At 59.8% G+C, this 24,593-nt stretch carries 24 protein-coding genes, 1 tRNA gene and 1 pseudogene; 16 read left to right on the plus strand and 10 right to left on the minus strand.

Annotation, left to right across the window (positions count from 1 at the left end; genetic code table 11):
- The 4 genes from fdhE (at position 1) to ACIP8I_RS01990 (ending at position 4,405) form a co-directional block, all read left to right on the plus strand.
- Positions 1-927, plus strand: a complete 927-nt coding sequence (gene fdhE / locus ACIP8I_RS01975) for a formate dehydrogenase accessory protein FdhE (RefSeq protein ID WP_400758259.1) — start codon at positions 1-3, stop codon at positions 925-927.
- Between the two features lie 49 nt (positions 928-976).
- Positions 977-2,389 (plus strand): L-seryl-tRNA(Sec) selenium transferase, encoded by a 1,413-nt coding sequence (selA, locus tag ACIP8I_RS01980; RefSeq protein WP_400758261.1) that lies wholly within the window; start codon positions 977-979, stop codon positions 2,387-2,389.
- A complete protein-coding gene (gene selB, locus ACIP8I_RS01985) occupies positions 2,386-4,302 on the plus strand; it encodes a selenocysteine-specific translation elongation factor (RefSeq protein ID WP_400758263.1) in 1,917 nt (638 codons plus the stop codon). The genes selA and selB overlap by 4 nt, the downstream gene beginning before the upstream one ends.
- 7 nt (positions 4,303-4,309) lie before the next feature.
- Positions 4,310-4,405 (plus strand) — tRNA-Sec (locus tag ACIP8I_RS01990).
- A 136-nt stretch (positions 4,406-4,541) separates the two neighbouring features.
- Here ACIP8I_RS01990 and ACIP8I_RS01995 read toward each other — a convergent pair.
- Entirely contained in the window at positions 4,542-5,924 is a 1,383-nt protein-coding gene (locus ACIP8I_RS01995; protein ID WP_400758265.1) for an aspartate aminotransferase family protein, read from the minus strand.
- 159 nt (positions 5,925-6,083) lie between these two features.
- Between ACIP8I_RS01995 and ACIP8I_RS02000 the strand changes: the two genes are divergently transcribed.
- Positions 6,084-6,692 (plus strand): TetR/AcrR family transcriptional regulator, encoded by a 609-nt coding sequence (locus tag ACIP8I_RS02000; RefSeq protein WP_202368229.1) that lies wholly within the window; start codon positions 6,084-6,086, stop codon positions 6,690-6,692.
- A 6-nt stretch (positions 6,693-6,698) separates the two neighbouring features.
- On the opposite strand, the gene ACIP8I_RS02005 is transcribed toward ACIP8I_RS02000, so the two are convergent.
- The 3 genes from ACIP8I_RS02005 to ACIP8I_RS02015 form a co-directional block, all read right to left on the minus strand.
- Positions 6,699-7,292: a hypothetical protein gene (locus ACIP8I_RS02005; protein ID WP_400758267.1), complete on the minus strand. Its 594-nt coding sequence runs from the start codon at positions 7,290-7,292 to the stop codon at positions 6,699-6,701.
- A gap of 346 nt (positions 7,293-7,638) precedes the next feature.
- A complete protein-coding gene (locus ACIP8I_RS02010) occupies positions 7,639-8,310 on the minus strand; it encodes a DUF3313 domain-containing protein (protein ID WP_400758269.1) in 672 nt (223 codons plus the stop codon).
- A 35-nt stretch (positions 8,311-8,345) separates the two neighbouring features.
- The gene (locus tag ACIP8I_RS02015; protein WP_007967036.1) at positions 8,346-8,669 is read right to left on the minus strand and encodes a hypothetical protein; all 324 of its coding nucleotides are present in this window, start codon (positions 8,667-8,669) and stop codon (positions 8,346-8,348) included.
- A 166-nt stretch (positions 8,670-8,835) separates the two neighbouring features.
- Between ACIP8I_RS02015 and ACIP8I_RS02020 the strand changes: the two genes are divergently transcribed.
- From ACIP8I_RS02020 to ACIP8I_RS02045, 6 genes are all read left to right on the plus strand, one after another.
- Positions 8,836-9,546, plus strand: a complete 711-nt coding sequence (locus ACIP8I_RS02020; protein WP_367084497.1) for a response regulator — start codon at positions 8,836-8,838, stop codon at positions 9,544-9,546.
- Complete coding sequence (locus ACIP8I_RS02025) at positions 9,543-10,871, plus strand: ATP-binding protein (protein ID WP_400758271.1); 1,329 nt, start codon at positions 9,543-9,545, stop codon at positions 10,869-10,871. The genes ACIP8I_RS02020 and ACIP8I_RS02025 overlap by 4 nt, the downstream gene beginning before the upstream one ends.
- Positions 10,872-10,933: 62 nt before the next feature.
- On the plus strand, positions 10,934-12,118 hold the full coding sequence (locus ACIP8I_RS02030) for a DUF2252 family protein (RefSeq protein WP_007967039.1): 1,185 nt from the start codon (positions 10,934-10,936) through the stop codon (positions 12,116-12,118).
- A 93-nt stretch (positions 12,119-12,211) separates the two neighbouring features.
- Positions 12,212-13,501: an NAD(P)/FAD-dependent oxidoreductase gene (locus ACIP8I_RS02035; RefSeq protein ID WP_400758273.1), complete on the plus strand. Its 1,290-nt coding sequence runs from the start codon at positions 12,212-12,214 to the stop codon at positions 13,499-13,501.
- Positions 13,502-13,524: 23 nt separating this feature from the next.
- Positions 13,525-14,082 carry a helix-turn-helix domain-containing protein gene (locus tag ACIP8I_RS02040; RefSeq protein WP_400758275.1) on the plus strand — a complete coding sequence of 186 codons (558 nt, stop codon included), beginning with the start codon at positions 13,525-13,527 and terminating at the stop codon, positions 14,080-14,082.
- 21 nt (positions 14,083-14,103) lie between these two features.
- A complete protein-coding gene (locus ACIP8I_RS02045) occupies positions 14,104-15,450 on the plus strand; it encodes a glutamine synthetase family protein (protein WP_400758277.1) in 1,347 nt (448 codons plus the stop codon).
- Positions 15,451-15,534: 84 nt separating this feature from the next.
- On the opposite strand, the gene ACIP8I_RS02050 is transcribed toward ACIP8I_RS02045, so the two are convergent.
- Complete coding sequence (locus tag ACIP8I_RS02050; RefSeq protein WP_400758279.1) at positions 15,535-16,371, minus strand: PhzF family phenazine biosynthesis protein; 837 nt, start codon at positions 16,369-16,371, stop codon at positions 15,535-15,537.
- 195 nt (positions 16,372-16,566) lie between these two features.
- Between ACIP8I_RS02050 and ACIP8I_RS02055 the strand changes: the two genes are divergently transcribed.
- The 3 genes from ACIP8I_RS02055 to ACIP8I_RS02065 all read left to right on the plus strand — a co-directional run bounded on the left by ACIP8I_RS02055 (position 16,567) and on the right by ACIP8I_RS02065 (position 19,288).
- Entirely contained in the window at positions 16,567-17,391 is an 825-nt protein-coding gene (locus ACIP8I_RS02055; protein ID WP_367084501.1) for an AraC family transcriptional regulator, read from the plus strand.
- Positions 17,392-17,463: 72 nt separating this feature from the next.
- Positions 17,464-17,850 (plus strand): cupin domain-containing protein, encoded by a 387-nt coding sequence (locus ACIP8I_RS02060; RefSeq protein WP_007967046.1) that lies wholly within the window; start codon positions 17,464-17,466, stop codon positions 17,848-17,850.
- Between the two features lie 454 nt (positions 17,851-18,304).
- Positions 18,305-19,288, plus strand: a complete 984-nt coding sequence (locus ACIP8I_RS02065) for an LLM class oxidoreductase (protein WP_367084502.1) — start codon at positions 18,305-18,307, stop codon at positions 19,286-19,288.
- Positions 19,289-19,377: 89 nt separating this feature from the next.
- Here the strand turns inward: ACIP8I_RS02065 and ACIP8I_RS02070 are convergent, their stop codons facing one another.
- The 4 genes from ACIP8I_RS02070 to ACIP8I_RS02085 all read right to left on the minus strand — a co-directional run bounded on the left by ACIP8I_RS02070 (position 19,378) and on the right by ACIP8I_RS02085 (position 22,199).
- Positions 19,378-19,680 carry a putative quinol monooxygenase gene (locus ACIP8I_RS02070; RefSeq protein ID WP_400758281.1) on the minus strand — a complete coding sequence of 101 codons (303 nt, stop codon included), beginning with the start codon at positions 19,678-19,680 and terminating at the stop codon, positions 19,378-19,380.
- 226 nt (positions 19,681-19,906) lie between these two features.
- Entirely contained in the window at positions 19,907-21,007 is a 1,101-nt protein-coding gene (locus ACIP8I_RS02075) for a low temperature requirement protein A (RefSeq protein ID WP_400758283.1), read from the minus strand.
- A 98-nt stretch (positions 21,008-21,105) separates the two neighbouring features.
- Positions 21,106-21,645 carry a DsbA family protein gene (locus tag ACIP8I_RS02080; RefSeq protein WP_400758284.1) on the minus strand — a complete coding sequence of 180 codons (540 nt, stop codon included), beginning with the start codon at positions 21,643-21,645 and terminating at the stop codon, positions 21,106-21,108.
- A gap of 11 nt (positions 21,646-21,656) precedes the next feature.
- Positions 21,657-22,199 carry a redoxin domain-containing protein gene (locus tag ACIP8I_RS02085; protein ID WP_007967055.1) on the minus strand — a complete coding sequence of 181 codons (543 nt, stop codon included), beginning with the start codon at positions 22,197-22,199 and terminating at the stop codon, positions 21,657-21,659.
- 508 nt (positions 22,200-22,707) lie between these two features.
- Here ACIP8I_RS02085 and ACIP8I_RS02090 point away from each other — a divergent pair.
- Positions 22,708-22,821: pseudogene (locus ACIP8I_RS02090) on the plus strand (FAD-dependent oxidoreductase); the annotation flags it as partial.
- Between the two features lie 341 nt (positions 22,822-23,162).
- Positions 23,163-23,699, plus strand: a complete 537-nt coding sequence (locus ACIP8I_RS02095; protein WP_007967058.1) for a hypothetical protein — start codon at positions 23,163-23,165, stop codon at positions 23,697-23,699.
- Here ACIP8I_RS02095 and ACIP8I_RS02100 read toward each other — a convergent pair.
- On the minus strand, positions 23,676-24,590 hold the full coding sequence (locus tag ACIP8I_RS02100; protein WP_400758287.1) for a LysR family transcriptional regulator: 915 nt from the start codon (positions 24,588-24,590) through the stop codon (positions 23,676-23,678). The two genes, ACIP8I_RS02095 and ACIP8I_RS02100, sit on opposite strands and share 24 nt — an antisense overlap.
- Between the last annotated feature and the right edge of the window lie 3 nt (positions 24,591-24,593).

Consider the following 24,593-nt stretch of genomic DNA (forward strand, 5'->3'; position numbering starts at 1 on the left):
TTGGCAACCATTCTTGAACCCGGGGAAATCGAAGCGGCGGCCAGTTCGCCGCCGTTTCTGCACCTGCCACCGCACAACCTGTTCACCTTGCGCGCCCAGCGTCTGGAGCAATTGGCTCAGGGGCATCCGCTGGCCGATTACCTGCGGCTGATCGGCGGATTGTGCCGGGCTCAGCAGCAGGTTTTCGACGATCCACCGCTGACGGCACCGTTTGATCAGCAAAGGATCGAAGCCTGTCAGCAACATGGTTTACCGCCGTTTGCTGCCGACACATTGGTGCGCGAAGATGCCTGGCAGGCTTATCTGGATGCTTTATTGCAACGTTACGTGGCGCCCGATCAACCCGCCGTAGTCGACGCGCTCGCTACACTGCGTGGCGCCAGTGCCGGGCAGTTGCGTGCGTGGGCCGTGGCGCTGGTCAGCGGCCAGTATTCGATGGTGCCGGCGCAGTTGGTGCCGTTTCTCGGTGCCGGGTTGCAAGCGGCGTGGAGTCACTGGCTGCTCAGCGCACCCAACCTGCAACTGAAACCCGGCGACAGCCTCAGCCAGTGCCCGGGCTGCGGGTCGCCGGCGATGGCCGGGGTCATTCGTCATCGCGGCAAACACAACGGCCTGCGCTATCTGGTGTGTTCGTTATGCGCCTGCGAATGGCATGTGGTGCGGGTCAAGTGCGTGTATTGCGAGTCGAGCAAGGGCCTGGATTACCTGAGCCTTGAGGATGATCGGCATGCGGCCAATCAGGCGCCGATTCGGGCGGAGGTCTGCCCCAGCTGCAACAGCTACCTGAAACTGGTCTATCTGGAGAACGATGCCGAAGGCGAAGCGCTGTCGGCTGACCTCACCAGCCTGCTGCTCGACATGCGTCTGGCGCAGGACGGTTATCAGCGCCTGGCACCGAATCTGTTGCTGGCGCCGGGAGACGAATGACCAGAGCGTCTACACTCGCCGGACAGTCTTGTTTTTTCGGGAGTGGCTGATGTCTTCGAGCGTTGCCCTGCGGTTGCCTTCCATTGATGGGTTGTTGCGTCACCCGGCCTGTGTGCCGTTGGCCGAGCGTTATGGCCGCGAGTCGTTGCTGGCCAGCTTGCGCCAGTTGCTTGATGAGTTGCGTTCCAGCGTGTTGAACGGGCAATTGTCAGCCGTCGAAATCAGCCCTGACGTGCTCGCCGGGCGGGTTGGCGAGCGTCTGGCCCAGCAGCAGCGCAGCAACGTGCGGCGGGTGTTCAACCTGACCGGCACGGTGCTGCACACCAATCTTGGCCGGGCGCTGTTGCCGGATGAAGCCATCGATGCGGTGCAGATGGCCGCCCGTTATCCGCTCAATCTGGAATTCGATCTGGCCAGTGGCAAACGCGGTGATCGCGATGACCTGATCGAAGGCCTGATCCGCGAACTGACCGGTGCCGAAGCCGTTACCGTGGTCAACAATAATGCAGCTGCGGTGTTGCTGACGCTGAACAGCCTCGGCGCACGCAAGGAAGGCATCATCTCGCGCGGCGAGTTGATCGAAATCGGCGGCGCGTTCCGCATCCCCGACATCATGGCCCGCGCCGGCGTGCGTCTGCACGAAGTCGGCACCACCAACCGCACCCACGCCCGCGACTACGAAGCGGCGATCAGCCCGCGCAGCGGTTTGATCATGCGCGTGCATGCGAGTAACTACAGCATCGAAGGTTTTACCGCGCGGGTGCCCACCGCCGAACTGGCCGAGCTGGCTCATCAACACGGCTTGCCGCTGCTGGAGGATCTGGGCAGCGGCAGTCTGCTGGACTTGACCCGCTGGGGTCTGCCGGCGGAACCGACGGTAAGGCAGGCGCTGCTTGATGGCGCGGACATCGTCACCTTCAGCGGCGACAAATTGCTCGGCGGGCCACAGGCCGGGTTGATTGTCGGGCGCAAAGATTTGATCGCGAAGATCAAGAAGAACCCGTTGAAGCGCGCCTTGCGGGTGGACAAGTTGACCCTGGCCGCACTGGAAGCGGTGCTCGGCCTGTATCGCGATCCCGATCGCCTCGCCGAACGTCTGCCGAGTTTGCGCCTGCTGACTCGCCCGCAAGCGGAGATCCTCGCCCAGGCTTCTCGCCTGCAACCGGCGATGGCGGAAGTCTTGGGCGAACCGTGGCAGGTCAGCGCCGTGCAGGCCTTGGGCATGATCGGCAGCGGCAGCCAACCGGTGGCGCGTTTGCCGAGTGCAGCGCTGTGCCTGCGCCCGCAAGTGTCCAAGCGACTGCGCGGACGCTTTCTGCTCAATCTGGAGACCGCGTTGCGTGCGTTGCCGATCCCGGTGCTCGGGCGCATTGACGACGATGCGCTGTGGCTCGATCTGCGGCAACTCGACGACGAGCCGGCGTGGCTGGCGCAGTTGCCGCAGTTGCAGGTCGAGTCGTGATCGTTGGCACCGCCGGGCACATCGACCACGGCAAGACCTCGCTGCTGCAAGCCCTGACCGGGCAAACCGGCGACCGCCGCCCGCAGGAGCGCGAGCGCGGAATGACCATCGACCTCGGTTATCTCTACGCGGAGCTGGAACCCGGCGCCGGGCTGACCGGGTTCATCGATGTGCCGGGCCACGAGAAATTCACTCACAACATGCTCGCCGGGGCGCAGGGCATCGATCTGGTGTTGCTGGTGGTGGCGGCGGACGACGGGGTGATGCCGCAGACCCGCGAGCATTTGGCGATTGTCCAGTTGCTGGGCATTCCCCGGGCGCTGGTGGCGATCACCAAGTGCGATCGGGTTGAAGCGGGCAGGGTGGCGCAGGTTCAGCGGCAGATTGTCGACCTGCTCGAGGCCGGGCCGTATGCCGACGCGCCGATCCTCGCCGTATCGAGCGTGAGCGGGCAGGGTGTCGATGAGCTGCGCCAGAGCTTGCTGCAGTTTCAACGCGAAATACATGAACGCAGTCGCGAGGGTGGTTTTCGCCTTGCCATCGACCGCGCCTTCAGCGTGGCGGGCGCCGGGATTGTGGTCACTGGCACGGCGTTGTCGGGCACGGTGTGTATCGGGGACAAACTGACCCTCGCAGCGTCCGGCAAATCGGTGCGGGTGCGAGGCTTGCACGCGCAAAACCAGCCCGCCGAACAGGCCTTCGCCGGGCAGCGGGTGGCGCTGAATATCAGTGGCGATCGACTGGCGCTGGAACAGATCCATCGCGGTCAATGGCTGTTGGCGGAGTGGCTGCACGCACCGACGCAACGGGTCGATATCGAGTTTCAGTTGTTGCCCGGTGAGCGCACGTTCGAACACTTTCACCCGGTGCACGTGCACCTCGGTACGCAAGACGTCATCGCCCGCGTGGCGTTGCTCGAAGGTCCGCGTTTGCGTCCCGGCGAACGGATGTTTGCGCAACTGCTAATCAATGCGCCGGTGCATGCGGTAAAGGGCGATCGCTTGATCCTGCGGGATCAGAGCGCGCAACGTACCCTTGGCGGCGGTCAGGTGCTTGACCCGTTCGCCCCGGCCCGACAACGCCGCAGCCCGGAACGGCTGGCGCAACTGCAAGCGCTGGCCGGCAGCGACAGTCTTGAACAGGCGCTGCCGCTGTTGCTCGACCACAGCGCTGGCGGCCTCGATCCGCAACGGCTGGAGCGTCAGTTCAATCGCCCGCGTGAAGACTGGGCGTTACCGGCCAACGTGCGCCTGATCGACACCCGCCAGGGCCCGGTGCTGTTCAACGTGCAGCGCTGGGCGCAGCTGAAGTTCACCCTGTTGGAGCAGTTGGCCAAGTTGCATGAACTGGAACCGGACCAGATGGGACCGGATCGCGATCGCCTGCGCCGCTTCAGTGGTCTGGCGCTGGAGCGTTCGACCTTCGGCAGCCTGCTGGAAGAACTGCGCGCCGCCGGATCGATCAACGCCAGCGGGCCGTGGTTACATCTGCCGGATCATCAGGTGCGCTTGAATGCTGAAGACGAAACCCTGTGGCAGCGTATACAGCCGCTGCTCGAACAGGCCGGGTTTGATCCGCCGTGGGTGCGCGATGTCGCCAAAGTGTTGGGCGTGGACGATGCCGTGGTGCGCCTGTTGCTGCGCAAACTGGCGCGCCTGGGGTTGATGCATCAGGTGGTGCGCGACCTGTTTCTGAGCGATGTGCAACTACGGCGCATGGCCGACATTCTGTTGCAGCTGGAGCAGGAAAATCCGTCGATCCAGGTGACAACCTTCCGTGATGCGCTAGGCTTGGGACGCAAACGCTGTATTCAGTACTTGGAATACTTCGACCGCCTCGGCCTGACCCGACGCATCGGCGAATCCCGGGTGATCCGCCATGACAACGCGCTGGCCAGTGCCGACGCACCCTGAGTTCAAAGGAAGGCAATCGCGCCCGGTGGCGCGGCCGGGCTTCAAACCCGGTTGGGGACGGCATCCGTTCCCGGGCAGGTTCGACTCCGGCTGCCTTCCGCCAATTACTACAGCATCCTCGACGCACTGAATTCCCTGTGGGGGGCGAGCCTGCTCGCGAATGCGGTACGTCATTCAACATCTATGTCGACGGATCGACCGCTTTCGCGAGCAAGCTCGCTCCCACAGTGGGTTATGGGTTAGAGGCGGCCGTATTCGCGGGCTGTGCGATCCACGGCGATGCGCGTCTTGTCCACCAGTTCATCCAGCTCCGCCCGCGTGGCGATCAGCGCGGGAGCCATGATCATCCGGCCCAGCGTCGAACGAATGATCAGGCCTTCTTCAAAGCCAATGGTGCGGCAGCGCCAGGCGATGTCGTTCTCGTTGGCGAAACGCTTGCGGGTGGCTTTGTCTTCGGCGAACTGCAATGCCGCCACCAGCCCCACGCCCTGAATCTCACCCACCAGCGGGTGGTTGCCGAACACCTCGCGCAGGCAGTTCTGCAGGTACGGGCCGGTGTCGGTTTTCACCTGAGTGACCACGCCTTCATCGCGCAACGCCTTGAGGTTGGCAATCGCCACCGCAGCCGCCACCGGGTGGCCGGAGTAGGTCAGGCCGTGAGCGAACACGCCGCCTTTTTCCACCAGTGCCTCGGCCATGCGCCGCGACAGGATCAAGCCGCCCATGGGGATGTAGCCGGAGGTCAGGCCCTTGGCGATGGACAGGGTGTCCGGCTCGAAACCGAAGGCCTGATGCGCGAACCATTCGCCGGTGCGGCCAAATCCGCCGATGACTTCGTCAGCACACAGCAGCACGTCGTATTGGCGGCAGATGCGCTGGATTTCCGGCCAGTAGGTGGCGGGCGGGATGATCATGCCGCCGGCGCCCTGGAACGGTTCGGCGACGAACGCGGCAACCTTGTCGGCACCCAGTTCGAGGATCTTGTCTTCCAGTTGCCGCGCCGCCCGCAGGCCGAATTCTTCGGGGCTGAGGTTGCCTTCGTGGGCGAACCAGTACGGTTCGTCGATGTGCGCGACGTCCGGGATGGTACCGCCCATTTCGTGCATGAATTTCATGCCGCCCAGCGCCGTGGCGGCCAGGGTCGAGCCGTGGTAGCCGTTCCAGCGGCCGATCATGATTTTCTTCTCGGGCTGGCCCATCACCTGCCAGAACTTGCGCACGGTGCGGATCAACACCTCGTTAGCTTCGGAGCCGGAGTTGGTGTAGATCGCGTGGCTGTAGTGCTTCGGTAGCAGGCTGAACAGCAGCTCCGACAGCTCGATCACTTGCGGGTGAGTGGTGTGGAAGAACATGTTGTAGTAGGGCAGTTGTTGCAGCTGCGCGGTGGCGGCAGCGGCCAGGTCCTTGCGCCCATAACCGAGGTTGGTGCACCACAGGCCGGACATGCCGTCCAGGTAGCGATTGCCGTCGTTGTCCCACAACGCCAGGCGGTCACCGCTGACCATTACCCGCGGGCCTTCTTCGTTGAGGGCTTTCTGATCGACGAACGCGTGAATGTGGTGGGCGGCGTCGGCAGCCTGGTAATCGCGGGTGCTGCGGGTCGGATCGAATTCGGCGGACATGGCGGTTCTCCAGAGAAACGGGGCAAGTGGGTGCGCGTTCATTCCAGCGGTGCACGGTTTATATTTGTCACTTAAAAATATTTTTGTAAAGAAAATATTTGTCGGTGAAAAAATAAATCCGTAGGCTGACGACCATCAGCAAGTCAGGACAAAGGCACCATGAGCGGGCTCAGAGAGCGGCAGAAGGAACAGCGCAGGGAAGTCATCGCGCAGGCAGCGCTGGAGCTGTTCAAGACCAACGGTTTTGCGGCCACCACGCTGGACCAGATCGCGGTCCAGGCCGGGGTGTCTGCGCCGACGGTGGTCAATTACTTTGGCGGCAAGCAGGAGATCTTGCTGGCCTTGCTCAAGCAACCGGACGAGCAGGCCATGCGCGAGGCGCGGGCCAATCTGGATGACGACAGCGATCCGCTGGAGGCGTTGTGCGAGTTCGAAGGCTTGATGACCGACTATCAACTGCAAGCCATGCCGGCCTCGCTGTGGCGTGAATTGGCACCGTTTCTACTGACCGGTGAGTTGGCGCTGGCGTTGAGTCCGTGGAATGCGGCGGTGATCGAAGAGACCAAGGCCCTGCTCGGGCATTTTCAGGCGCAGGGAAAGGTGCGGGCGACGGTAGATCTGGACGTGGCGGCGACGTTGTTCAATCAGTACGCGAACATGGCGTTTATCCGTCTGGCGACCGAGCCTGAGCCGGACCGGGCGGCACATGCCGAACACATGCGCGGTGTGCTGGGTTTGATCTGTCATGGCATTTTGAGCAGCGAGTAGTGGTTTTCAGGTTTTCGGCAACCACGGCTGCATCAACTCCAGCATCCCGCGTCCGCCTCGGCGGAGCCCGGCGGCCATGGCCAGCCACGACAGCTCGGTAATGATCACTTCGCGGGCGTGCAGCAAGCGCACTTCGCCCGCCGTGCCACCGGCCGTTCCGCCATCGGGCATGTACACGGTCATCCAGTCACCGAGACTTTCCACCACCAGACACAGGCGCCAGCCCTGTTCCTCGGCAATCAGGCCAACCTTCGAGCCGTCAGGGTTTTCCATCCCGGCAAAGCGTGTGGTGGTGTCCTTGAGCAACTGGTAACCCGGCAGATTGCTCAAGACCTTGTCTACGCCGTTTTCGATCGCTCGGGCGGCGGTGGAAGTGCGGGCCAGCAGCCCGGCGAGAAAACACAGCACAATCAAACCGAACAACGTCGCCAGCGTGATCAGGGTCACGCCGGCAACGTCGTGCCCGGCAAACATCGGCAGCAGCTTTTCCACGGGGCCACGCAACAGGTGGATGGCTTTTTCCAGCAGGACGAAAACCAGCACCAAAGGCAGAATGAACAGCAATCCGCCAATCACGGTGGTTTTGATGAACTTGAACATGGCAGCTCCTTGCTGAATTCCTTCAGTGACACAAAGCAAGGCTAGCTGAATAAAATGCCGAGACAGATCGGCAGCGAACAAGGAGCGGGGCGCATGAGCGCTGGCGCGACATCTGGCTCGATTGCACCCAGAGCATGAGTGGATTCAGCGATTGCGACCGACTGAAAAATACTCCCAACTCAACGAATGACTGTGGCGAGGGAGCTTGCTCCCGCTGGGTGCGCAGCAGCCTTCTCTGAGAAGCGGGACCGCTTCGCGCTCCAGCGGGAGCAAGCTCCCTCGCCACAGGCTACTTCTGTTCAGCAAGCTCCCTCGCCACAACAGACTTGTTCATCAGTAGATATGGCTAACGACGGGTCGCCAGGTAGGACTGCCCAAGATCGCTGGCCCAACTGTCCAGCACCGCTTTGACGTCATCGGCGGTCAGCACCTGTTTGTCGTTTTCCAGCGGCAGCCCGGTGCCCTTGCGCACGACTTCGGCGACCACTTCGCCGGTGGAGCCGTCCTCGAACGAGACTTCGGTGGTGATTTCGCTGTCCTGATCGCGGATGCCGGTGGCGGTGCTCACACCTGCAGCGACCAGCGTCACCGGTAGCCATTCATAAAAGCGCAGGCCCTGGGTGCTGGCGGCGACGCGGGTGATCGCCGGTCTGACCGTCAGGGTGTTCGGGCCGGGTTGCGGCACCAGGCGCATGACCTTGCCCAGTTCCAGCCTGAGCGCGGCGTCGTAGTACTCGGTGACGCCGGACAGCGTGCTCAGCGGGATCCGCTCGCTCGGCGCGGCGCTGGGGTAGAACTGGCTGGGCGCCAGATAGACCTGGGTGTAACGCCCCCGGGCCAATGCCGGGCTGACCCAACTCAACACCGTCTGCCCCGATGGCGACTGGTGCTCGCTGAGCACGCTGTAATCGTGCAGGAATCCGGTGTACTTCTGCGGTTCGACGGTTTTGCTGCTGCAGGCCGACAGGCTCAGGGACGCCGTACACAGCACCGACATCAAGCAATGGCTTCTGATCATGCGAATCCTTGTTTTGCGCTGTTGCCCCGCGTGGTTCAAGCGCGGGCAGTGATGGGGGAGGAGAGCGGCGGGGTGTTGTCCGAGCATTCGATGTGCAGACGGCCGTGGCTCATGATCCATTGGATGAGGTCGGCGGTCGGAATCGAATGCACGTACTCGACCCATTGCGAATCGCTGGGGCCGTACTGCTCGAAATAGCGGCGCAAGACGATACGGCTTTGGTCATCTGACAGGCCCAGGCAAAACTCCTGGAACAGCAGCGGCGTATCCTGCTCGGGCGCGCTGGTGCGCTGGCTGAGAATCAACGGATAGCGGGCGTCGTGGCCCTCGGCGGTATAACGGTTGTGCAATGCGCTCATTGAAAGCCCCCCGGTTGTCGATGGCGTGCAGGGTGCCCGAGGGGTTTTGCCGCAGAATGTCCGCTTGATGTCCGGGACGACGGAATGTTGCTCGATTGAAATATATGACCCGCCCGCCAGAATAGTTTTAGATGCGTTCTTTTTTTGGCCTGAGGATCCTGTGCCCGTGAGCAGATTGCTGATCGTCGACGATGATGTGGAAATTCTCGCCCTGCTGAAGAAGTTCTTCGTCCAGCACGCCTACGAGGTCGATGTTGCCGCCGACGGCGCAGCGATGTGGGCGGCAATTGCCCAGCAGCGCCCGGACACGATCATTCTCGACCTGATGCTGCCCGGTGAAGGGGGCCTCAGCCTGTGCCAGAAAGTGCGGGCGCAGATGGGCATTCCGATCATCATGCTGACCGCCATGGGCGAATTGAGCGACCGGATTGTCGGCCTCGAACTGGGCGCCGATGACTACGTCACCAAACCGTTCGCCCCGCGTGAACTGTTGGCCCGTCTGCGCGCCGTGCAGCGTCGCGCCGGTGAGCAGGTCAGCCCGGCGAGTGAACCGGCGCGGCCGGTGATCGCCTTCGCCGGTTGGCATCTGGATATCACCTGTCGCGAGTTGCGCTCCCCGGAAAACGTGATGATTCCGCTGTCCGGTGGCGAGTTCGATCTGCTGGTGGTGTTTCTCGAACACCCGCAGCGCATTCTTACCCGCGAACAATTGATCGACCTGTCTCGCGGTCAGGGCCACGACGCCTTTGATCGCAGCATCGACGTGCAGGTCAGCCGCCTGCGGCGCAAGATCGAGCCGGACAGCAAACGCCCGGACCTGATCCGCACCGTGCGCAACGGCGGTTACATGTTCACCGCCAAGGTCACTCGTTCATGATCCATCGATTCCTGCGCCGTGATCCGCTGAGTCGGCGGATCGCCCTGACCATCGTCGCGGCCATGCTCGCTTCGCTGGCACTCAATTTCCTGTTCGTGGAGGTGGCCGGGACTTGGGCGCGGCCGCCGATTGAACGCACCGGGTTGCTGGAGCAGATTGCCGCGACCGTCAAAGTGATCGAGGCTGCACCAGCGCCTTTACGCCCGAAACTGGCGCAGGCGGCAACCGGCCCGGCGCTGGAGGTGACGTGGCATGCACAACGGGGCGAGTTCGGATTGCCAACGGCGGGTACGCAGCTTGTCGCCGACAAGACGTCGGGCTTGCATCAGTTGTTGGGCGATGAGCGAGACATTCGGGTGTTCAATCCCGCTGACTGGCCGAGCGGCAGCCCGCTGGGCCGCTATGCGGCACTGATTCAACTGCCGGATGCCAGCTGGTTGCTGTTCTCTTCGCCCGAGCGCTCCTGGGGCCTGGATATCGGCACGCGCATCGCGATCATCATCGCCCTCGGCCTGATCGCTACCGTGCTGGTGGCCTGGCTGGCCACGCAGCAACTGGCCAAGCCACTGCAACGCTTTGCCAGCGCCGCCCGGCGCTTTGGCGGTGATCTGCGCGCACCGCCGATCAAAGTCGAAGGCCCGGACGAGATCCGTCAGGCGATCATCGCCTTCAACACCATGCAGGCGCAGATTCAGCACTACATCAGCGAGCGCACGCACATGCTCGCGTCGATTTCCCACGACTTGCGCGCACCGCTGACCCGCATGCGCCTGCGCAGCGAGTTCATGGAGGATCTCGATCATCAGGACAAACTGATTCGCGACATCGAAGAAATGCGCCTGATGATCAACTCCGCGCTGGCGTTTTTCCGGGAGGACACGCAGCCGGAACCCACCACCGCGTTCGACCTGTCGGAACTGCTGCAGACGATCGTCGACGACTATCGCGACCAGAACATCGCAATCGACTTCAGCGGCCCTGCGCATCTGGTCTACGAGGGCCGCCCGCTGGCGATCAAGCGAGTGATCGTCAACCTGCTGGAAAACGCCGAAAAGTACGCGCAGCAGCCGGCGATTGCCTTGAGCCGTGATGGCCTCGGCGTCTGTATCGACATCACCGATGACGGGCCGGGGATTCCCGAGGCGTCATTGCAGCAGGTGTTCGATCCGTTTTTCCGTCTGGAAACTTCACGCAATCGCGAGACCGGCGGGGTCGGGCTTGGGCTGTCGGCGGCGCGGGCGATTGTGCGCGAGCAGGGCGGTGAACTGACATTGAGCAATCGCAGCAGCGGTGGTTTGCTGGCGCGGGTTGAGTTGCCTTTGTAATACTTTGAAACATTTGCGAGCGGCCGGCGGTCAACAGGAAACATTCACTGCAAGAAGCGTCCATGAAAACCCCACGGCCCTCCGCACGTCTTGAACCGCTGTCGCAACTGCGCAATCTGAAAATGGCCCGTTCTGCCCACGCCTATGTCCGTGGCAGTACGGTGCAGTTTTATGAGTGGCTGCACAGCCAGCCCGGGCGCAGCCTGCCGAAAGGGCCGGCGGTGTGGATCTGCGGCGATTGTCACGCCGGCAATCTCGGACCGACCGGCGATCTGAAAGGGCGCATCGACATTCACATCCGCGACCTCGACCAAACCGTTATCGGCAACCCTGCGCATGACTTGGTCCGGCTGGCACTATCGCTGGCCACCGCCGCCCGTGGCTCCGATCTGCCGGGTGTGGCCACGGCACGAATGCTCGAAGAGATGATGCGCGGCTATGAACAAGCATTCGAAGACGACGTCGACAAAGAGCCGCCAAGGCCCGCGCAAGTCAAGGCCGGGATGCGCAGCGCGGTGCAGCGCACCTGGAAGCATCTGGCGCAGGAACGCATCGAGAACACCAAACCGACCATTCCGCTGGGCAAGCATTTCTGGTCGCTGTCACGGGAAGAACGCAGCGCGCTGAAGTCGCTTTGCGCGACACCTGACGTCCATACGCTGGTGACGTCCTTGAAGGGCCGCTCAAAGGACGACCGAGTGAAAATGCTCGACTCGGCCTATTGGGTCAAAGGCTGCAGCTCACTGGGGCTCAAGCGCTATGCGGTGTTGCTGGGGGTGGGCGAGGGCGATGATCAGGAATATTGCCTGCTCGATATCAAAGAGGCGGTTGCCGCCGCAGCACCCCGGGTCGCCCGCGCCGCGATGCCCCGCGACAACGGCAAACGTGTGGTCGAAGGCGCACGTTTTCTTTCGCCGGGACTGGGCAACCGGATGATTGCGACCCGCGTGCTCGACCATGGTTTCTTCATCCGCGAACTGCTGCCACAAGACATGAAACTGGAACTGGATCAGTTGAGCCAGACTGACGCGATGCTCGCCGCCGGGTATCTGGCCCGGGTCGTGGGGCTGGCCCATGCGCGGCAGATGGACATGAGTACCCGCGCCGAATGGATGCGTGAATTGCAGACCTGTCGCTCGAAAACACTGGATGCGCCGTCGTGGCTGTGGACGAGTGTCGTGCAGTTGGTGGGCAGCCATGAGAAAGGCTATCTGGAGCATTGTCGGCGCTATGCGCTGGAGCACTGATTTGCGTGCGTGAAACAGTTGCCGGTTGCCGGTATGAAATTTGTTCTGTAGATTTTCATGAAATTACAAGAACAGAATTTCACGAGGCGGCAAATGTTTCAGCACTCCCAGCGCCATGTCGACAGCTATTACGCGCACAGTTGCGCCGATATCCTGAGTCACCGACCTGCACTCGAAGGCGCGCAGGCCTGCGATGTGGTGATCATCGGCGCGGGGTTCAGCGGTTTGCACACAGCGTTACGACTGGCGCTGGCCGGCAAGCGCGTCACCGTACTGGAAGCCAGTCGCGTGGCGTGGGCCGCGTCCGGGCGCAATGGCGGGCAGGCGATTCTGGGCTGGTCGTGCGACATGCCGCCGCTGGAAGCAGCGCTCGGATATGAGCGCGCCCGGCGTCTATGGGACGGCATGCGCTGGGCCGCACAGGAGCTGCGTGAATTGCCCGGGCGACACGGCTTCGATTGTGACTATCGCCGCGGCCATTTGTGGACGTCGGTGATGCCGCGTCGTGTCAGCCTGCTGACTGAATGGCAACACGAAGCCAGTCACAAGTGGGGCCATGACGGGTTGCAATTCATTCCCCGTGAAGACTTGCCGCAATGGGTCGCCAGTGATCGTTATCAGGCCGGGCTCTTTGACGCCGAGGGCGCACACCTCAATCCGCTGAAACTCGCGCTCGGGCTGGCCGCCGCCATCGAACGCGCCGGCGGGCATATCTACGAACAAAGCAAAGCGCTGAGCTATCAGCGCGAAGGCGACGGTTACCGGGTCAACACCGAGTACGGTTCGGTGAAGGCCGATGTGCTGGTGCTGGCCTGCAATGCCTATCTCGATGAACTCGATCCGCAACTCTCAAGCTGCATCCTGCCGGTCGGCACTTATCAAGTCGCCACCGCACCACTGGCACCGGAGCAAGCCACCGCGCTGCTGCCGAGCAACGTCTGCGTGACTGACAACCAGTTCGTTCTCGATTACTTCCGTCGTACCCCCGACAACCGCCTGTTGTTCGGCGGTGGCTGCACTTATCTGGGCGGTATGCCCAAGGACATTGCGGCGGCTACCCGACCGTTTCTCGAACGGGTGTTTCCGCAACTCAAGGGCGTCGAGGTGGAATTCGCTTGGGGCGGGCACATCGATCTGACCATGAACCGTACGCCGGATGTCGGCGGCGAGGGCAATCGTTATTGGCTTCAGGGGTATTCGGGCCACGGCGTGCTGCCGACGCTGGCCGCCGCCCGTGCGGTGTCCGATGCGATTCTTGGCAAGGATGATGAGTTGGCGTTGTACCAGGGCCTGAGCAATGGCCGTTTCCCCGGTGGCAAGCACTTCGCCGCACCGCTGGAGGCCATCGGCAAGGCCTGGTATCGGCTGCGCGACAGCATTTGACGAAATTTTCTGGGAACCCCGGCATGAACAAGCAAGAAGAAATCGCTGCGCTGGCGATCCTGATCCACGACCTGCGCAAGCACAAGAAATACACCCTCAAGGATCTGGCCGACAAGATCGGCCGTTCGGTGGGTTTTCTCTCGCAGGTCGAACGTGGGCTGTCGCGCCCGACCGTGGCCGACCTCACCGCGATCAGCGAAACCCTCGGTGTGCCGACCACTTATTTCTACAGCCTGCCCAAGCCCAAGGAGTTGCCTTGGGTCACCCGCCCGGACGAACGCCGCACGTTGTATTACGCCAACGGCATCACCGACATTCTGGTGTCGCCGCAGATGCGTGCCTCGTTCTCGATGCTCGAAAGTCATCTGGAACCGGGCGCGAGCAGCGGCGACCGCCACATGAGCGACAGCTCGGAGCAGGGCGGTTACGTGCTCGAAGGCGAACTGACCTTGTGGCTGGGCAACGACGACGAGCCGGTGACCTTGAGGGCCGGCGACAGCTTTCAATTCGACAGTCACACCCATTGTCGCTACGGCAACCTCACCGGGCAGCTCACCCGTGTGCTCTGGGTCTACACCTGATAACAACAAAGGATGAACACGATGGACGCTGTCTGCTCTGACCTGCTCGCCGAAGTGCGCGCGTTTCGCCAACGCTACCCCGAGGTGCGTTATGTCGACCTGATTTCCCTGGACATCCCTGGGCACTTCTACGGCAAACGTTATCCGGTGGACATGCTCGAAAAAGTTGCGGCGGGCAGTGCGCTCAAACTGCCGCAGAATTGCGTGCTGCTCGGCGTGCAGGGTGGGTTGTTCAAGATCGGCGATTACTGCTTCAACGACGGCGACCCGGACGCTGTGCGTCGCTTGGTGCCCGGCACCCTGAAGCCCGTGACCTGGGAAAGTCAGCCGCTGGGGCAGATGCTGATTACCTCCGACGGCACCGCCAAACCGATCGAATTCGAACCCCGCGAGGTATTGGCGAAAGTGCTGGATAGACTGGCAGCCAAGGGTATTCATCCGGTGGTGGCCTTCGAACTGGAGTTCTATCTGTTCGAAAAAAAACTGCGCAACGGGCTGCCGCAATTCCCTCGGGATACGCTGAGCGACGATGCCGATGATCAGCCGAACATGCACATCGAACGCCTGTCGCGCTTCGCTCCGGTACTCGATGAAATGGTGGAAGCAACGCGGGCTCAGGGCATCGACGCCACGGTGATCACCTCCGAGCTGGGGCCGGGTCAGTTCGAGATCAATTTCGGCCATCTGGACGACGGCTTGCGCGCTGCGGACTGGGCGGCGCTGTTCTGTCGCAGCACCCGTGGAGTCGCGCTCAAGCACGGCTACCGCGCCAGTTTCATGGCCAAGCCGTACGTGGAGCATCCGGGCAGCGGCATGCACGTGCATGTCAGTTTGTATGACGCCGCCGGCAACAACCTTCTGGCGGCCAATCACCAGCAAGCACTGCGCCATGCGGTGGCCGGTTGCCTGGATCTGCTGCCGCACAGCATGCCGATCTTCGCCCCGAACCAGAACGCCATGCGCCGCCTGAGCGGCACGGTGAACACCGCGACCAAGGCGAGCTGGGGTTACGAGGATCGCGACGCCTGCCTGCGCATCCCCGAATCGGACACGAAAAACCTGCGCATCGAATACCGGCTGGCCGGCGCCGACGCCAACCCGTATCTGGTGCTGGCGGCAATTCTGGTGGGTCTGGAACATGGTCTGGCATCAGGCAAGGAGCCGATCTCGCCACTCAACGACGATCGCAACAGCGGTATCGATTTTCCGACGGAAATCCTCGACGCGGTGCGCGCTCTGCAGCACCAGCCGCAACTGCGTGCGGGACTGGGTGCCGAGTTCGTCGACGTGTATTGCGAGAACAAGCGTCAGGATCACCTGGCATTCATGCAGGAGATCAGTGCGCGGGAGTATCGCTGGTATTTGTGATTACTGGTTCAGCGCCACACTTGAGTCAGGTGCGGGGGCCGCGATGACCGGATGGAATTCAGTACCGGTGAATTCCATGGTTCATCAAAAGACCACCCGCCCCGAAACACAGTGCTGTACTGCTCCGCCAACCCATACGGTACCGTCGACGTTTTCGATGTGCAGTCGCCCGCGGCGCCCGATGGCGCTGCCCTGGCTCACGCTGTAGCGGTCGTTCAGGATGCCCGCGCCGATCAGCCACTGAGCCAGGCTTGCATTGAGGCTGCCGGTGACCGAGTCCTCGTTGCATTCTTCCCCCATGAAGGCTCTGACTTCCACGTCGGTTTCGGCCTGCGGCCCATTCCATGGCGCAATAACCCCGACATTCAACCCCTGCAGCGCCGCGTAATCGGGCTTGATCGCCAGCACTTCTTCGCGACTCCCCAGCAATACGCCCGCCCAGCCGGGGCCGTTGTCTACCCACTGGCTGGCCCGGATCTGCCCGGCGGCGAGTCCGAGCCCTTGTTCGATCAGGTTTGACGTCATCGCATCCAGCGGCCCGCTGCGCACCAGTGGCGGCGCGCAAAACGCCAGGTGAGGGCCTTGCCTGCGTACCCGAATCAAGCCTGCCGGGCATTCCTGAATAATCTCGACTTGCCCGGGATTTCCATTTCGGGCCAGCCATACTTTGCAGCTGCCCAGGGTAGGGTGGCCAGCAAAGGGCAGCTCGCGCAGCGGAGTAAAAATCCGTACGCGGTACTGCGCTTGCGGCGTTTGGGGTTTCAACAGAAAAGTGGTCTCACTGAGTTGCGTCCACCGGGCGAACGCCTGCATCTGCTCGGTTGTCAGCTCATCGGCATCCGCCACGACGGCCAGCGCGTTACCTTCGCAAGGGTGATCAGCGAATACATCGACTTGTTCGAACGGCAAAGAGAGCGGCATTAAGTATCCTTCACAGGTAGAGGCGGTGCACATCTGCACTCGGCGGCCAAGGCTAGTCGTTGCACGGTAATAATTAAAGAATGCGTGGGTTCTGAGAGGTGGGTTTCGGCCAGAAGCAGACATCCAAATCCTGCACTTGTATATTCCCGACAGGGTCTTCACCAGCACCGTGCAGAAGCGGGAGGCGACAAATTCATGGATCAGAAAAAAGGCCAACCTGGCGGCGCCGACTGGATCATCCGCAGTGTTCAATCCGAAGGGATCGAGTGTATTGAAGCGTGGTTCGGCAGCCACGGCTACGATCCCCATCGACACGACACCTACTCGATCGGCCGTACTTTGGCGGGCGTCCAGAGCTTTCACTATGCAGGTTCGCTGCGCCATGGCGTTCCCGGCAACACACTGGTGCTTCACCCCGATGAACTCCACGATGGTATGGCCGGCACCGATGCAGGCTTTCGTTATCGTATGGCCTACGTTGATCCGGCATTAATCCAGAACATCCTGGGGGGAGAACCGTTGCCCTTTATCGCGGGGGGAATTTCCAGTGATCCGCGTCTGTTCCATGCCAGTGCGGCGTTCGTACAAGCAGTGGATCATCCACTGGAAACACTGGAGCAGCAGGACGCGCTCTATGACTTGGCAATGGCATTGCGTGCCGTCGGTGGTAAGCCGCGCGGGCGCAAGCGCCTGGATTATCGCGCAGCCGAGCGCGCCAGAGCGTTTATCCTGGAACATCTGCATTCATCCATTACGCTGGAGATGCTGGAGCATGCCAGTGGACGCGAATGCTGGAGCCTGTCACGCGACTTCAGAACACTTTACGGTACCAGCCCTTACCGATTTGTCACCCTGCGCCGCCTGGATCGGTTCCGCGCATTGGTGCTTGAAGGGTTCACCCTGGTGGATGCGGCCCTCGTCGCGGGTTTCCACGATCAAAGTCATATGACGCGACACTTCACCCGTTGCTACGGAATACCGCCCATGCGCTGGCTGGAGCGATTGCGAGCTGCACGCTGACTTGCAGGATCGTACAAGAACCCTCTGCTCAATGCTCTATAGGCTGGCAACTTCAACCACAGAGGATTTGTCATGTCAGAGCTGCATCAGCAACACTCATCGTTTCCTGTAAACCTGGCTCATAAGGCTTCGCTCATCGAACAGCACTGGAGCCCCAGAGTTGTTGCGGAAATGAATGACTACCAGTTCAAGGTTGTGCGAATCGAAGGCGAATTCATCTGGCACTCACATCCCGAGACCGACGAAGCATTTCTTGTCCTGGAGGGCACCTTGCGCATCGACCTGCCGGAAGGCTGCGTCTATGTGAATCCGGGTGAACTGTATGTGGTGCCCCGTGGCGTTAAACATCGCACGGCTGCCAAAGGTGAAGTAAAACTGATGATGATCGAGCCACGAGGGATTTTGAACACCGGGCATGAAGAGGGCGAAAGAACAGCGTTGAACGACGTCTGGATATAAACCAGCGTCATCCCGGGCAAGGTCTGCGTCGAGTTGAAAATAGTGGGCTTTGGTTGGCTGCTATCGGCCAATAGCGGCCGTTCTGGAATGGCAGGAAACGACCGATAACTGCCTTCGATACGCGACTTTCGCCCGCCAGCGGCTCGATTGTAAGAATATGGCGGAGAGCTGCAAAACCGCCTACGCTTATAGAATGATTCCTCGAACGCCTTGCCCATCTGGTGCTATAGAGCCGAGAGATCTGACTTCCTTTGACCGTCCACTTAACACCCACCCGGACCGACCCGCGCCTATCGCCAGCAACTGCCCCCTGAATCCGGTCCACACGACCAGCAGTACGGCGCAACGGGTAAAAGCCAGACCCAGTCCCCCACCTGTCGTTCAAAAGCGACCGATGCCGCAGCACCTCTGGAAACGGGGGCGCTGTTCACGTTCTGCCATGAGGTCAATCCGTATGTATCGGCCGAGCACGATTCCTTACCAGCAGCATCGAGGGTTCAGCCGAACCTTCACTCAGGGGCATTTGAGCCTTGGATTATTCTTTCCCATGGAGGCGTTCGACGGGGACACTCCGAGCATGCTCAACCAGGTCACACTGGCTAAACAAGCCGAGGCGCTGGGCTTCTGCGCGCTCTGGTTTCGCGACGTGCCGCTTCGCGACCCTGGCTTCGGCGATGTCGGCCAAGTCTTCGACCCCTGGGTGTACCTGGGCTATATGGCTGCCCATACCTCGGAGATTGCGCTTGGCACCGCTTCCATTGCCATCCCTTTGCACCATCCCCTGCACACGGCCAAGGCGTCAGCCAGCGTCGATCAGTTGAGCACAGGTCGCTTGATTCTGGGGGTGGCTTCGGGAGATCGACCGGTGGAGTTTTCGGCTTTTGGTGTCGATCCCGAAAGGCGTGGAGAGATCTTTCGAGAACACTACGAAGTGATTCGGCAAGCCCACAGCACCAGCTTTGAGCCCATCCACTGGAGCACTGGCGAAATGCACGGCGCAGACCTGATTCCGAAACCCACCACCCAATTCATTCCAATGCTGGTGACCGGCAACAGTCGCCAGTCACTGGATTGGATCGCGCGTGAGAGCAACGGATGGATCAACTATCCACGCATACCGAATATGCAGCGGCTGGTCGTGGAAGATTGGCGGCTGGAGGTCACCAGGCAATGTGGCTCTGTGTACAAGCCCTTTACTCAGTCGCTGTACATCGATCTCGATGAGAATCCGTCCACGCCACCCACACGTATCCATTTGGGGTTCAAACTTGGACGTTACCATCTACGTTTTTTGCTGGAGTCGCTTGAGGAAATCGGCGTGGACCACGTCATTCTCAATCTCAAATATGGCAAGCGCCCTGCGGCGGAGGTTATTGAGGAATTGGGTACGCACATCGTTGCGCAGTTCGGAGTGCAGCCGCGTCCGGCAGCGCATTGAATATCGGTCACTGCTACGCCGACGGATGCTCACTTGACGAAACCATCGTGAGCCTCCCCGAACTGAATGGAACTTCCTGTTGGATTTGCTTAACCGGGCAGCTTGGCCGCAAGGACGTCAACCTTCTCGATTGATGGCGGTTCGGCAAACAGCTCGGCAGCGGTTGCCATAAGCGCCGCCGCGACCTTGCCCGAAAGATGAGCCTGCCGGCCCGCTTCATCCGGGAATGCGTCAAAGATGCCAAAGGTAGACGGCCCCAAGCGGATTCCAAACCAGGCTGTAGTGGCTGGCTCCTCCTCCACTAAAGGAAGGCCGCTCAAGAGAAAGCGCTCCACCTCTTTCTCTTTCCCAGGTTTTGCTTCCAGACGAACGAACAACGCTACTTTGACCATGACGTGGCTCCTGTTGTTACGATGCGGCTGGTGCTATCTGGTCGCAATAGCTAAAAGGGGCATCCGGCTATTAACTATGGTCGACGACACCAGGATTACAAACCCAAAGAGACCAAGGGTAGCGTCGCATGTCGCTCGGACACTGAGAATGACGTAGTAGGCAGCGCGCAAACCGCAGACCAGCCGCGTGATCACTTTTCCCGAGCTGTGGCCTGATAATCAAGACTCAACGATATCTGAAATTCAGGAGAACATAACAAATCATGGTGACTGTCAAGCCGACCAATATGTACTCGACACGTGGTAGAAATATAACTAACCCACCTAAAGAAAACACGATCAAGGTGTTTTGCAGTATGTATTTCCTTATTCGACTCACAGCTATGAAATAGCCATATTGCTTCCCCAGGAAGAACAAGACCATGCCGGTGATCGACATAATCTGGAAATCGCGCATCGCAATGTCGTTCAGGATCGCATGCCTGATCAAATTTGCCAGAAGTGCCAGCCCCATAAAAAGAAAAAGGTGCGAGTAGATTAAGGCGTGCCCACTCATAATGCTTTTATGTTTGTTCAATAAGTAAAAACTATCAAAATAGATCCACCAGATACTGCAAATCATGATGAATCCGGTGATGGCCGCCATCACATTGTAATAACCCCAATGAATGTTAGATAAGCCTCCGGAAAGGCTAATAATTGACTCCCCCAATAAGATTAGGGTGAGTAGGCCTATGCGCTCAACCAAGTGCTCTGTGTGTGCTGGCAACGGTTTTAATTTAGTCCAGAAAAATACAGGAAACAGAATATCAAGAACAATCCCAATATAAGCAACAAGGTAACGCAAGGGCGGGTCAAAAATAACGGATGAAAGGCTAATAACTGCGCTAACTAATAGGGCGAAGCCGAGCCTTGAGGAAAGCTCGCCGCGAGAATCGAGTTTACTAATGGACGAAATATACATAACACTGATGATCGCACGTATACCAAAATAGCAGGCAATAATAAGCGGGTAGTTCACTTCCAGGTCTTCCCCGATCCGTGCCGATAGCACAATGAGCAGGAGCATTATGAATAATGTTGCCAAACGGTGAAGATTGCTGTCTGTATCAAACCTGTTGGAGTAAATCGTGTGACTGGACCAGATCCACCACAACGGTACAAAAAGCAGTAAGAATGTCCATAATTGCTTATGTTCAAAGTGGCCGTCATGAACATGTCCGAGCGTGTGCGTAACCTGGCCTATCGTAACAACGAAAGTCAGGTCAAAAAACAACTCCAACCATGTGGCGTGTCGATTTTCTTCATAATACTTCAAAGATTTCATTAGTTGCCGGCTCCGTGTCCACCTCTTTAATGTAAAAGGAAGCTAACGTTGGTTTTTTCTCGGCTCCGATGTGGGTGATGCCAAGCCGATTTGGCTCTCTAGCGATTTCGTCCACGCACTAACAAAAGCTCAATCATCTGACTCATCCCGATGAACTCTGGAACTCCGTCATAGCGAAGCCCGTCAATGTAAAACGCTGGGGTGCCATTCACGCCGCTGCGTACACCGCCATTGAAGTCGGATTGTATTTTGGGGATGTAAGTGTCCTCTCGCATGGCAACGTCGAGTTCCTCGCTGGAAAGGCCGTGTTTTAGAACAATGGCGCGATACAGCGGCAGGCCCAATCGATCTTGATTTTCATACAATTCGTCGTGAGCCTCCCAGAAGAACCCTCGACTCCCGGCATGCTCCGCGGTGACCGCTGCACCCAGCGCATGCGGGTGAGCGGTGGTCAGAGGAAAGTTACGGAACACGAACAGCAAATCATCGCGAAAATGCTGTTGCAGATTCTTGACCATCCAATACGCTTCACCGCAATAAGGACATTCATAGTCACCAAATTCCACCAAGGTGACCTTGGCATGCGCACTTCCCTGGCGATGGTCGTTGGCACTTACCGGGACTTTGAGAGTGGCCATGTAATCACCTGTTAATTTTTGGTTGGCGTGCTTTGTGGTGAATTCGCCAGAGCATCCAGCGCATCCAGAATGCCGTCCGCCCCAGGGTTGATTGCCATTGGTGAGATGTAGCTCCAGGCGACCACCCCCTCCTTGTCAATCACGAACAGTGCCCTCTTACAAACTCCGAGCTGGGACTCGTACGCTCCATACTGTCGTGCCACCGCCCCTTTGGGCTCGAAATCGGCCAGCAGGCTGAAGTGGAAATTTCGATCTTTGGCAAAGGCCTGATGACACCAGGCGCTGTCAACCGAGATACCCAATAGCACCGCACCGTATTCTCTGAATGTGGGTAGCAACTGGTTGTACAAGGTCAGTTGGTCACCACACACCGAAGTCCAGTCAGCGGGATAAAACGCCAATATCACGGGATTTCCCTTTAGCTCACGCAGCGACAACTGTTGATCAGGGGTTGCGTGAAGAGTGAAGTCGGGCGCGACAGTACCGGCCGGCAGCGGACCCTGAACCAGGTCGCCATTGGTTTTTTGTGCATCATCGAACTCTAAAGTATTCATTGCTTGAACCTTGATAGATGGGTGGTTGGGACGTGCTCAGTGGGATGTGACGTGCCCGGCGGGATAACTCCATCCACCATCAAGGGGTTCAAAAAAGACAACGCTGCCTCGAACTCAGCCTGAGCCTGAGTGATTTCGGCAGCGAAACGTTGACGTTCCGCATTAAGGAACACAAGAAGATCCGCCGTGTAATCGCGGAATTGGATTAGGCCAGGTTGGCAGGGGAATGGTCGGATTCGCTCTGGCTCACCAATGACTATAGTCGTTGATGACGCTTACCGTAGTCGCTGAACGAATTTTCGATACCCTCACGTGCCAACAACACTCACGCGCTTATCTTGCTGCCATTTCAGGCGGCGTTTTAACACGATGATTTTGGCAGCTATTTCGCCACTTCAGACAAATCTACATCTGCTTTCTGGACGACAACTGCTGCCCGTTACGACAAGCAGAAATCGACCAGAGGCAGACAATGAACCGCCTCCAGGTCGACATAATGAAGGTTGATATGGGAAATGCTCTGGACAAACGAATCGTTGTCATTAGCGCCGGCATCGTGGGCGCTTCGCTGGCGTATCACGTGGCTGATAAAGGCGCGAATATCACCTTGGTTGAGGCTGAAGGTAATCAAAGATGCGGCTCGTGCAGCGATGGTGCTGTACCTAACGAATAGTCGAGATCGGTCTTCGGGAAGCTGAGCGGTAGCCTATGCGAATATTGTCACTGACCGCTTTTGGCCGGAAGCAGTAGTTCCCGGATGTCCGCTACTGGCCGGTAGCGGTCGCCTGCCGACGTCCGCTTTTGGCCGAAAGCAGCCACTCAACGATGGCGGCACGTTGCCCGACCTGCAAAAAACAAAACAGCCCGCAAAAACTTACGTCGATGGCGCGGTTATCTATCAGTCTTTAACTGACCCTGCAAAAACCGCACAATTGCCGGCTTTTTTCTCGACAGGAAGTTCCCATGCAACGGATTGTAATTCTTGGCAATGCCGGCAGCGGTAAATCTACCCTTGCCCGCGCCTTGGGCAGGCGTCTCGATCTGCCCGTGGTGCATCTGGACACTTTGTTTTGGGAACCCGGCTGGATCGAGCCAGACGCCGAGCAGTTTCGCGCACGCGTCAGAGAAGCGATATCAGCAGATGTCTGGATCTGTGAGGGCAACTATGCCCGGCGCACATTCGACCTGCGCCTGCCTCGTGCCGATCTGGTCATTTGGCTCGATACGCCGCGGTTCACCTGCTTCACTCGGGTGATCTTGCGCAGCGTATTGAATCGACCTCGTGCAGACCTTGCTGCAGGTTGTACGGAGAAGCTTGATCGGGCGTTCCTGACCTTCCTGAACTTTGTATGGAATTTCGATCGTGGTTATCGCCCTGGTATCGAGGCCGTGCGTCAGGCCATTGGCCCGCAGGTCCCGACGGTGCACTTGCGATGCAAGCGCCAGATTGGCGCATTTCTGGATAGCTTGCCCGCATCACCTGAAGTCTGCCTGATGTGACAGCGGCTGCACCGCCAAGTGTGGCGTTTCGCCGAAGAACTCGATCAGCAGTTCTGTGAGCACACGGATTTTGCGCGCAGGGTGGGGACCCGGCGGGCGGATGATGTAGGCACCGGCCGGAGGGGGAGGATGGTTTGTCATGATCGGCACCAGTGCGCCGGATGCCACCTGTTCATGGGTGAGGCAGTCGGGCAGGTAGGCGCCGCCGAGGCCTGCGGTCGCGGCGGCGACCAGGGCAATGCCGTTGTCGGCCTTGAAGCGGCCTTGCGGACGAACCGTGATGACGTTGTCGCCATCCATGAATTGCCAGGCTTCGGTGCCCTGCATGAGCGCCTGATGGGCCATCAGTTCATCCGGCGTCTCGGGCTCGCCGTGCGCGTTGATGTAGGCGGGGCTCGCGACGAGCTTGCCGTAGACCGGGCCAATTCGTCTGGCGATCAGATTGGAGTCCTGCATATAGCCCACCCGGATGGCGCAATCGTACCCCTCGGCAATCAGGTCAACGAAGCGATCGCTGTAACAGGTCTGGATGTGCAGCTGCGGGTGCCGACGCGCCATTTCTGCCAGCATCGGGGCGAAGTGACTCGGGCCGAACGACAGCGGCACGGCCACGCGCAAGCGGCCGCGGAGGGCGCCGGCAGGCAGGATCGTTTCCTTGGCGATGTCGATCTCGGTGCAAACCCTGGCGGCGTAGTCCCGGAACGTCGCACCGGCCTCGGTAAGCGCCGCCCCGCGCGTGGAGCGTGCCAGCAATTGCACACCCAATTCGGTTTCAAGCCGAGCCAGGCGGCGGCTGACGATCGATTTCGACACGCCAAGCCGCAGGGCTGCCTGTGAAATGCCCCCGGCATCAGCCACTTCCACGAAGGTCTGCAGTTCTTCGATATCCACTTT

Origin of the sequence: Pseudomonas sp. NPDC088414 (assembly GCF_044753325.1) — a bacterium.
GTDB lineage: Bacteria > Pseudomonadota > Gammaproteobacteria > Pseudomonadales > Pseudomonadaceae > Aquipseudomonas.

Coding starts and splice junctions, on each gene's coding strand:
- selA (WP_400758261.1), top strand. CDS start 977: ATGTCTTCGAGCGTTGCCCTGCGGTTGCCTTCCATTGATGGGTTGTTG.
- ACIP8I_RS01995 (WP_400758265.1), bottom strand. CDS start 5,924: ATGTCCGCCGAATTCGATCCGACCCGCAGCACCCGCGATTACCAGGCT.
- ACIP8I_RS02000 (WP_202368229.1), top strand. CDS start 6,084: ATGAGCGGGCTCAGAGAGCGGCAGAAGGAACAGCGCAGGGAAGTCATC.
- ACIP8I_RS02005 (WP_400758267.1), bottom strand. CDS start 7,292: ATGTTCAAGTTCATCAAAACCACCGTGATTGGCGGATTGCTGTTCATT.
- ACIP8I_RS02010 (WP_400758269.1), bottom strand. CDS start 8,310: ATGATCAGAAGCCATTGCTTGATGTCGGTGCTGTGTACGGCGTCCCTG.
- ACIP8I_RS02015 (WP_007967036.1), bottom strand. CDS start 8,669: ATGAGCGCATTGCACAACCGTTATACCGCCGAGGGCCACGACGCCCGC.
- ACIP8I_RS02025 (WP_400758271.1), top strand. CDS start 9,543: ATGATCCATCGATTCCTGCGCCGTGATCCGCTGAGTCGGCGGATCGCC.
- ACIP8I_RS02030 (WP_007967039.1), top strand. CDS start 10,934: ATGAAAACCCCACGGCCCTCCGCACGTCTTGAACCGCTGTCGCAACTG.
- ACIP8I_RS02035 (WP_400758273.1), top strand. CDS start 12,212: ATGTTTCAGCACTCCCAGCGCCATGTCGACAGCTATTACGCGCACAGT.
- ACIP8I_RS02040 (WP_400758275.1), top strand. CDS start 13,525: ATGAACAAGCAAGAAGAAATCGCTGCGCTGGCGATCCTGATCCACGAC.
- ACIP8I_RS02045 (WP_400758277.1), top strand. CDS start 14,104: ATGGACGCTGTCTGCTCTGACCTGCTCGCCGAAGTGCGCGCGTTTCGC.
- ACIP8I_RS02050 (WP_400758279.1), bottom strand. CDS start 16,371: ATGCCGCTCTCTTTGCCGTTCGAACAAGTCGATGTATTCGCTGATCAC.
- ACIP8I_RS02055 (WP_367084501.1), top strand. CDS start 16,567: ATGGATCAGAAAAAAGGCCAACCTGGCGGCGCCGACTGGATCATCCGC.
- ACIP8I_RS02060 (WP_007967046.1), top strand. CDS start 17,464: ATGTCAGAGCTGCATCAGCAACACTCATCGTTTCCTGTAAACCTGGCT.
- ACIP8I_RS02065 (WP_367084502.1), top strand. CDS start 18,305: ATGTATCGGCCGAGCACGATTCCTTACCAGCAGCATCGAGGGTTCAGC.
- ACIP8I_RS02070 (WP_400758281.1), bottom strand. CDS start 19,680: ATGGTCAAAGTAGCGTTGTTCGTTCGTCTGGAAGCAAAACCTGGGAAA.
- ACIP8I_RS02075 (WP_400758283.1), bottom strand. CDS start 21,007: ATGAAATCTTTGAAGTATTATGAAGAAAATCGACACGCCACATGGTTG.
- ACIP8I_RS02080 (WP_400758284.1), bottom strand. CDS start 21,645: ATGGCCACTCTCAAAGTCCCGGTAAGTGCCAACGACCATCGCCAGGGA.
- ACIP8I_RS02085 (WP_007967055.1), bottom strand. CDS start 22,199: ATGAATACTTTAGAGTTCGATGATGCACAAAAAACCAATGGCGACCTG.
- ACIP8I_RS02095 (WP_007967058.1), top strand. CDS start 23,163: ATGCAACGGATTGTAATTCTTGGCAATGCCGGCAGCGGTAAATCTACC.